The 7,282-nt window shown below is 59.1% G+C and carries 7 protein-coding genes; 3 read left to right on the top strand and 4 right to left on the bottom strand.

The features are described 5' to 3' along the window. Both ACTHV6_RS11650 and ACTHV6_RS11645 read right to left on the bottom strand, forming a co-directional pair. Positions 1 to 184, bottom strand: a 184-nt coding sequence (locus ACTHV6_RS11650) for an HAD hydrolase-like protein (RefSeq protein ID WP_441387779.1), incomplete at its 3' end; no start/stop codon positions are given. 1 nt (position 185) lies between these two features. Next, positions 186 to 1,022, bottom strand: a complete 837-nt coding sequence (locus ACTHV6_RS11645; protein ID WP_441387778.1) for an undecaprenyl-diphosphate phosphatase — start codon at positions 1,020 to 1,022, stop codon at positions 186 to 188. A gap of 63 nt (positions 1,023 to 1,085) precedes the next feature. Between ACTHV6_RS11645 and ACTHV6_RS11640 the strand changes: the two genes are divergently transcribed. Beyond that, on the top strand, positions 1,086 to 2,024 hold the full coding sequence (locus ACTHV6_RS11640) for an aldo/keto reductase (RefSeq protein ID WP_441387777.1): 939 nt from the start codon (positions 1,086 to 1,088) through the stop codon (positions 2,022 to 2,024). Here ACTHV6_RS11640 and ACTHV6_RS11635 read toward each other — a convergent pair whose 3' ends face one another. Then, positions 2,025 to 2,354, bottom strand: a complete 330-nt coding sequence (locus tag ACTHV6_RS11635; protein ID WP_441387775.1) for a hypothetical protein — start codon at positions 2,352 to 2,354, stop codon at positions 2,025 to 2,027. 48 nt (positions 2,355 to 2,402) lie between these two features. After that, positions 2,403 to 4,445, bottom strand: coding sequence for a M3 family metallopeptidase (locus tag ACTHV6_RS11630; protein WP_441387774.1), 2,043 nt, complete (start codon positions 4,443 to 4,445; stop codon positions 2,403 to 2,405). 193 nt (positions 4,446 to 4,638) lie between these two features. Here ACTHV6_RS11630 and ACTHV6_RS11625 point away from each other — a divergent pair, with 193 nt between their 5' ends. Further along, positions 4,639 to 5,331 carry a C40 family peptidase gene (locus tag ACTHV6_RS11625; RefSeq protein ID WP_441387773.1) on the top strand — a complete coding sequence of 231 codons (693 nt, stop codon included), beginning with the start codon at positions 4,639 to 4,641 and terminating at the stop codon, positions 5,329 to 5,331. A 460-nt stretch (positions 5,332 to 5,791) separates the two neighbouring features. After that, positions 5,792 to 7,153 (top strand): hypothetical protein, encoded by a 1,362-nt coding sequence (locus ACTHV6_RS11620; RefSeq protein WP_441387771.1) that lies wholly within the window; start codon positions 5,792 to 5,794, stop codon positions 7,151 to 7,153. Positions 7,154 to 7,282 lie beyond the last annotated feature (129 nt).

Raw genomic sequence — 7,282 nt, 5'->3', positions numbered from 1 at the left:
TGGCCGTCACATATTCGCAGCACTCCAGCAGCGAGGCACCGATCCACTCTGTGGATTCGGCAGGAGTCCAACTGAAACCCAACCGTCCAAACACGGTGGACTCGGCGGCGAACCACCATGCGTCAGAATCGATGAGAGTCCCATCCATATCGAAAAGGAGGGCACCGGGAAGGGGCAGGCTCAACTTAGAACACCGACAGCATTCCAGCGGCAAGCAGCCCCACAACTGTTAGGGCAAGCAGGAGCCGGTAGATAACAAACGGGAGATAGGAATAGGTAGAGACGATCTTGAGGAACCACACGATCACCACGTATCCCACAACAAAGGAAATCACCGTGGCCACGGCTGTTGGCAGGAACTCAAGTGTGCCTTGGCCGCCCGACTTGACGATCTGGTAGAACCCAGATGCCACAACGGCGGGGATCGCGAGCAGGAAGGAGACTCGAGCCGCGGCCTCTCGGGTGTATCCGAGCAACAGCCCCACGGTGATGGTGCCGCCCGAACGGGACACTCCCGGGATCAATGCAAGGGCCTGACCGAGCCCCAGCAATAAGCCGTCACGCAGATTCATGTTGTCTAGTGTTTTCATGCGCTTCGAATATTTGTCCGCAAGCCCCAAGATGATCGCGAAGAAGGCAAGCACAAAGGCCACGATGTACAGGTTGCGCAGGCTGGTTTCGATCGTATCGGCGAAAAGCAGACCGAGGATGCCAATGGGCAGAGTTCCCACGATGACAACCCAGCCCATGCGGACGCCAGAATCCTTCTGAGACACTGGGTTGGACCACTTGATCCACGGGATCGCACGGAACCACTTGGAGATGATGCGCACGATATCGTGCCAGAAGTATGTGATCACTGCGGCTTCTGTGCCCAGCTGGATGATGGCCGTAAAGGCAGCTCCCGGATCGCCCCAGCCAAACAGATCACCAAAGATGCGAATGTGCGCCGAGGAGGAGATCGGGAGGAACTCCGTGACACCTTGAACGATGCCCAGAACGATTGCTTCAAGAATACCCACGGCGGCCAGCATAGCCCGAGCTGCTGCATGACACAGGCCGCAAGTGCACTAGGCTTAGTGTTTATGAGGGAACGCACAGTGGGTCACAGTGGCCTAACTATCGGAGAAATCGGGCTTGGAACACTGACGTGGGGCCGCGATACTGACGAAGCCCAGGCGATTGGGCAGCTGAGAACTCTCATCGATGAAGGCGGCAACCTTCTGGATACCTCCCCCGCCTTCGGCGCCGGGGCTTCCGAGGCTCTGATTGGCTCCCTGCTTGCTGGGACATTCACTCGTGAGGACATTGTCCTGTGTACCAAGGCCGGCTTCACGGCCGCGGGTTCTCGCTCACGGTTCGGTGCCGGGCGCGGCTCCATCTTCGATTCAGTAACTGCCTCGCTGGAACGCATGAACACCAGCTACATCGACATTTTGATGGTGGCCGCCCCCGATCCACTGGCCCCTGACGAGGAAACCGCTGAGGCGCTGGCTTCACTGGTCAACGCGGGGACCATTCGCTACATCGGACTCATGGGGTATCCAGCGTGGCGCGCCGCCGCCGTTCAGCAGCTCCTCAAAGAGCGCCACTTGCCAGTTCTCACAGCCATCCAAACCGAATACTCGCTTCTGGCTCGTGACTGCGAAGAGGAGATCATTCCGATGGCCAGCCATATGGGCATGGGCGTTCTGGCAGCATCACCACTTGGGCGCGGCGTACTGACCGGAAAGTATCGGCGGACCATCCCACCCACATCGCGAGCGGCATCTGAACACCTCGCGGCGTTCGTAGATCCCTATCTGCTTCCTCACCATCGCCGCATTGTGGAAGCCGTATCCACCGCCGCTGACGGACTGGGAACTTCCCCGGCGGGTATCGCCCTATCGTGGTTGTTGGCTCAACCCGGCATTAGCTCGGCCATCACCGGTGCGCGAACTGTTCACCAGCTCCGCCACGTGCTTGATGAAATCATCGAACTGCCAGATGCCATTGATGCGGTTCTGGCGGAGGTGACGGCCTAGTCAGCGATTGTCCAGATCGTCCTCGTCAATATCTGCGATGCCGTCATCGTCCAGATCGTCATCGTCGAGGGAATCGTCGTCGTCGTCAAAATCTCCAAAATCATCCGAATCCTCGTCATCGGAATCATCTTCGGCGTACACATCCAACGGAAGCTCAACATCGTAGCGAGTAAACATCACATCGTCGTACACGGTGTAAGCGTCCGCGAGGCGATCGGAGGCCTCGATCACGCTGGGCGCATCGGGATCTTGGGCGCTCAACGCAGCCTGATGGAACGTCTCGAGGGCGCCGATGAGACTGTCTAGAGCTGAACGCGGATCAATAGCCATGGATCAAGATTAGCGCGCTATTCCACCACGTTCCACCGCGCTTAGTCCCTAGCTGAGCCGGCGGCGCCTCAGGAGCGCTCCAGTATCAACCGAACGCCCGCGAAGCTCCTCGAAACCATCCATCGGATTGCGTGAATTGCCCCGAGACAGAATGCAGGAGCGCATGCGTTCGCCCGCCTCTCGATTGAGCCCGCCGTCTTGTCCCTTCGCCCCGGCGGAGGTGAACCAATCGACCGTATCCGCATCCAGCGCCTCGGACCAGAGATAGGAATAGTAGCCAGCCGCATAGCCACTGGAGAAGATGTGGTTGAAGTAGCTTGTCCGGTATCGCGGCGGTATCCACGCGGAAGCAACGCCAGCGCGCTCCAGTGCCGCCATTTCGAACGCGGTAATCCCTTCGGCCTCCGGGAACTCGTCCGCCATAGCCATCCGGTGCCACGCCTGATCGAGCAGAACGGCCTGAAGGATCTCGGAGGTGTTGAATCCCTCGGCGAATCCTTCGGATTCGGATAGTGCTTCACGAAGGCGAGCGGGCAACGGTTCACCCGTCTCCCAGTGCAGAGCATAGTGATCGAGCACATCGGGATTCGTTGCCCACATTTCGTTAACCTGCGAGGGAAACTCTACGAAATCACGCGGAACGTTGGTCCCGGCAGCGGACGGCCACTGTACATCAGTGAGGAACGCGTGGAGCGCGTGCCCGAACTCGTGGAAACATGTAGTGACCTGATCCCACGTGAGTAATGTGGGCTCGCCTTCGCCAGGCTTCGTGAGGTTCAGATTGTTGAGAATGATGGCGTAATCACTACCGTTAGTGGCGCGCATGGAAAGCGAGTGCATCCAGGCGCCCCCGCGCTTGCCCTCGCGCGCGTAGTAATCGCCCAAGAACAGGCCGAGCGGCGTGCCATCTTCCTCCTGCACCTCCCACACGCGCACATCCTCCGTATAGCCGCGAAGATCCGGGCGGGAGGTGAACTGCAATCCGTAGAGCTTGGTGGCCGCGTAGAACACGCCGTTTTCCACAACGTTCGTCAGCTCGAGGTAGGAGGAAAGCTCCGAGTTGTCCATATTGAATCGCGAGGCACGCAACGCCTCCTGAGCGAACGTCCAGTCCGCCGGGAGGAACGGAGCGTTGCCTTGCGCGCTTCGGCTGTAGAAATCCTCCAGCTCACACGCCTCTCGTTCCACGTTCCGTTGTGTTGGCTCCACCATCGAATCCAAGAGGGTATCGATCGCCTGCGTGGAGCCTGCAGTTGATTGTGCCGCCACGTATTCGGCGTAGTTCGCGTATCCCAGCAGCTCGGCCAGCTCTGCACGCAGCTTGACGACCTGGGCAATGAGTTCGCGCGTATCCGTGGCCTCATCGTGGCCATCGCCTCTAGTCAACGAGGCGGCGAATATGCGCTGGCGGACCGAAGGGTTCGTCAGCGAGGACGCCAGCCCTTGCTGCGTGGGAAGTGTCAGGGACAGGAGATACGGGCAGCCTTGGGCGCGCTCTGGGTTTGCCGCCGCGTTCGCTGCGAGGCCGGTGCGTTGAGCAGGGCTGAGGCCCGCCGTTTCCTCTTCGGTCAGAGCCAGAGCCCCGGATTGTCCCGCCCTGACGATGCGTTGGCCAATCGAACTGGAGAGCTCCGCTAACTCAGCGTTCAGCTTCCGAAGCCGATTCTGGGATTCTGGCGGCAACTGGGCACCATGGGCACGGAATACCTTGAGGTGTTCGGACACGGTCCATGCAGTTTCCGCGTCTATGCGTTGCGCGGCGAGGTCCTCAAACCGCCGATACAAGCGGCGATCGAGGTATACATCGTTATTATGAGCAGCCAAGAGCGGGGTGATCTCCGTTTCTACCTGCTCCCATTGCCCGCCGCCCACCGATTGGATAAACGTCCATGCCAGATGGACGGGCTGTTCCAAGGCGATCTGTGCCTGTTCAAAGGGAACCAGCGTATTCGCGATGGTGGATGGGGCTGCCTCGGAACCGATACGCTCCATCACGCCGGCGTGGCGAGCCACCGCTTCACGAATCTCGGCCGCACAAGCCTCGGGCGACATCGTAGAAAACTCAGGTAAACCATACGTCTCAGCTGTCATTTCGTCAGTCTAGCGCTGGACAGGATCAGCGGGAGCCACGATCTATAACAATCTGTTACCCAAATTACGCGAATAAGGGTGACGGGTACGTCCTCTTTGATGTAGATTGTGTAACGTCAAGTAACGATTCGATAACAGGCATTGGCCTCAGGGCCCGCCATAACATCCGATTGTGGCGAGTCAGGGAGATAATATGAAGGTTACGTCCAAGCGCATCATGGTCCCGAGCGTATCGGGGCTGGTAGTTGGCGCGATGCTCGGGGGCGTTGTGCCCGCGGCACACGCCGATACGGCCAACGCAGCAGAAGGCACCGCAGCTTTCACCGCTGCTGCAACACTTCCCGAGGCCACCAGCACGCAAGCCGTCACGGCACCTGAGAAGGTAGAGGCCGCAGAAGGCCCCACCTTCAAGAGCGCCAAGATTTCTGTGGCCATTGCCGAGCCCGTTGAAGAGGAAGTCCAGCCGGCCGAAACCGGACAGGACACTCAGGACCAAACCGGAGCAGGCGATTCTCAGGGCACTGCAGAAGAAGCAGCACCTGCGCCAGCACCCTCCACCACCGGCGGCGTTGTAGGAATTGCCCGCCAGTACACTGGCTCAGCTTACGTTTATGGCGGTACCACACCAGCCGGCTTCGATTGCTCCGGCTTCACCAGCTACGTGTACGCGCAGATGGGCGTGACTCTCCCCCGTTCCTCTGGCGCTCAGGGTGCAATGGGAACCAAGGTTCCGGCCTCACAGGCCCAGCCGGGCGATCTCGTGTGGTGGCCCGGGCACGTTGGCATCTACACCGGCAACGGCAACCATATCGCCGCGCGCAACCCATCCACGGGTGTCCAGGAAGGACCCGTGTACGGCAGCCCCACCTACATCCGCGTTGGCTAGAGCGAGTTCAAGAGACTCCTCCGCATACATGAAGGATCGGCAAGACCCGAGATGGCCTTGCCGATCCTTTTATGCGCTTGTGTACGCGGTTCTTCGATGAACGTGCGTGGCGGGCGCTCGGCGCCTTTAGCTCTTGCGGCCCGAGGGCTTCGGTGCTTTTTTCATGCCTAGTAGTTCGAGAAGAGGAAATGTTCGGCTGCTCCGACTGTTATACATACTGATGTGGTAGATCACGACGAGTCCTTTCTATGCCGCGCTTACGTGACCATTGTCTCACGTACTGAAATGCATCTCTAGGGCGCAACCCCGCCAATCTCCGTCATCGAGCGACATGCCATGGATTTGATACGCATTACCGGCGTGGCGGGCTTCACTATATATTGCATGTAGGAGAAACGTCCTAGTTCTCCCGTCCCGTGCCACCACCCGTTGGCCGGGGCCGTGTCAAGGAAGAGAAAACATGACACGCACACCACGCAAGGGACGCCTCAGCCGTCCCATCCTCGCATTCACGATCGGCCTCGCGCTTCTCGGAATGCCAGCCATGGCTTCGGCCGATACTGAGGAGTCTCAGGATCCAACTCCCGAAGCGCTCCAAGCGGAACAGCCGACAATCACGTCTTTTGAAGCCGAACCCGATGCTCCCTACTGCCCCAGCTCTGAAGTCACTGTGGTTGGAGAGATCGACAACTTCGTCAACGGCTCGGACGGAACTGACGGTAGCGAGCTGGTTCTCACGTTCGCTGGCTCCGGCTCCGAAATCGAGCTCACGAGGTTCTCATCGCTACCTGAGGATGGAACCTTCAACTACACAGTGACCGGTCTGGACGCGCCGTGGACCGACATAACGGCATATCTCTATCACGAGGGAGACCTTGTTGATGAAGATACTGTGGAACTTACTGTCCAGAACGACTGCATCGCCTCGTTCACACAGTTCGAGCTCTCGCCCGAAGGACCGTACTGTACGGAGAGCGCGCTGGCGGTCAACGGTCACATCAACGACTTTGTTGAGTGGACACCCGAGGAACGCAAGGGAAACCGGGTGAAGTTCATCTTCTCCGGGCCCTCGATTGGCATCATCGGCATACCTGACATCGTTGAGCTTCCCGCAGATGGAAACTTCACCGTCGAGTTGGGGCAGCTCCCTCCCGGTGACTACTCGTTCACTGCAACCCTCTACGGTTACCCATCACCTGCCGAATCGCAGATTGGCATCCGAACCCTGAACTTCACAGTGGACGCAGAATGTCCAACCCCGGCGCCGGAGCTAGCTGATCTCGCGTTTGAGCCACCGGAGATTGTGCTCGAATCTGCAGATGCAACGGGGAGCTCCTCTATCACTGGCAGCGTTGTGAACTACGTTGAGGGCGATGCCGTCAGCGCCGTACTTCTGAAGGATGTGCCAGAGGGTATTCAGGCCCAAGAAGCCGCTCCGGTTGGCACATTCGCCGGCGAAATCGCCGCAGATGGTAGTTTCACGATCGCTCTGTCGGACCTCGAAGTTGGAGAATACAGCGCGAATGTGTCCATCTCCCGAGCTGACGAAGTTCAGGACACCCAATCTGTTTCCGGATTGAGCGTGACAGTTGACGAGACTTCTGACCCGGATCCTGAGCCAACCGAACCCGATCCTGAGCCCGAGCCAACCGAACCGGGTGATCCCCATCCGACAAAACCCAGCGAACCTGAGCCATCATCGAGCGCTTCACCCAAGGAGCCCGGCGAGCTTCCGAATACGGGAGCCTCGGTTCTGCCGCTGGTACTTGTAAGCCTCGGCGCTGTGGCTAGTGGCTTAGCGCTACGGCGTAAGGCCGCGTAGCGCTTTCCGCATCGACGGGTTCCCTCCTGAGACCACAAGTCGTGGGAGGGAACTCTCGCTGCAGGCCACTGCCTAAGAAAAATGTCGGGACACCGAATAAACGATGTCCCGACACATTGTGCGCGGAGG

Origin of the sequence: Ancrocorticia sp. (assembly GCF_052089425.1) — a bacterium.
Classification (GTDB): domain Bacteria; phylum Actinomycetota; class Actinomycetes; order Actinomycetales; family Actinomycetaceae; genus Ancrocorticia.
The sequence above is the reverse complement of the archived record's forward strand: the minus strand, read 5'-3'. Positions and strand labels throughout refer to the sequence as shown.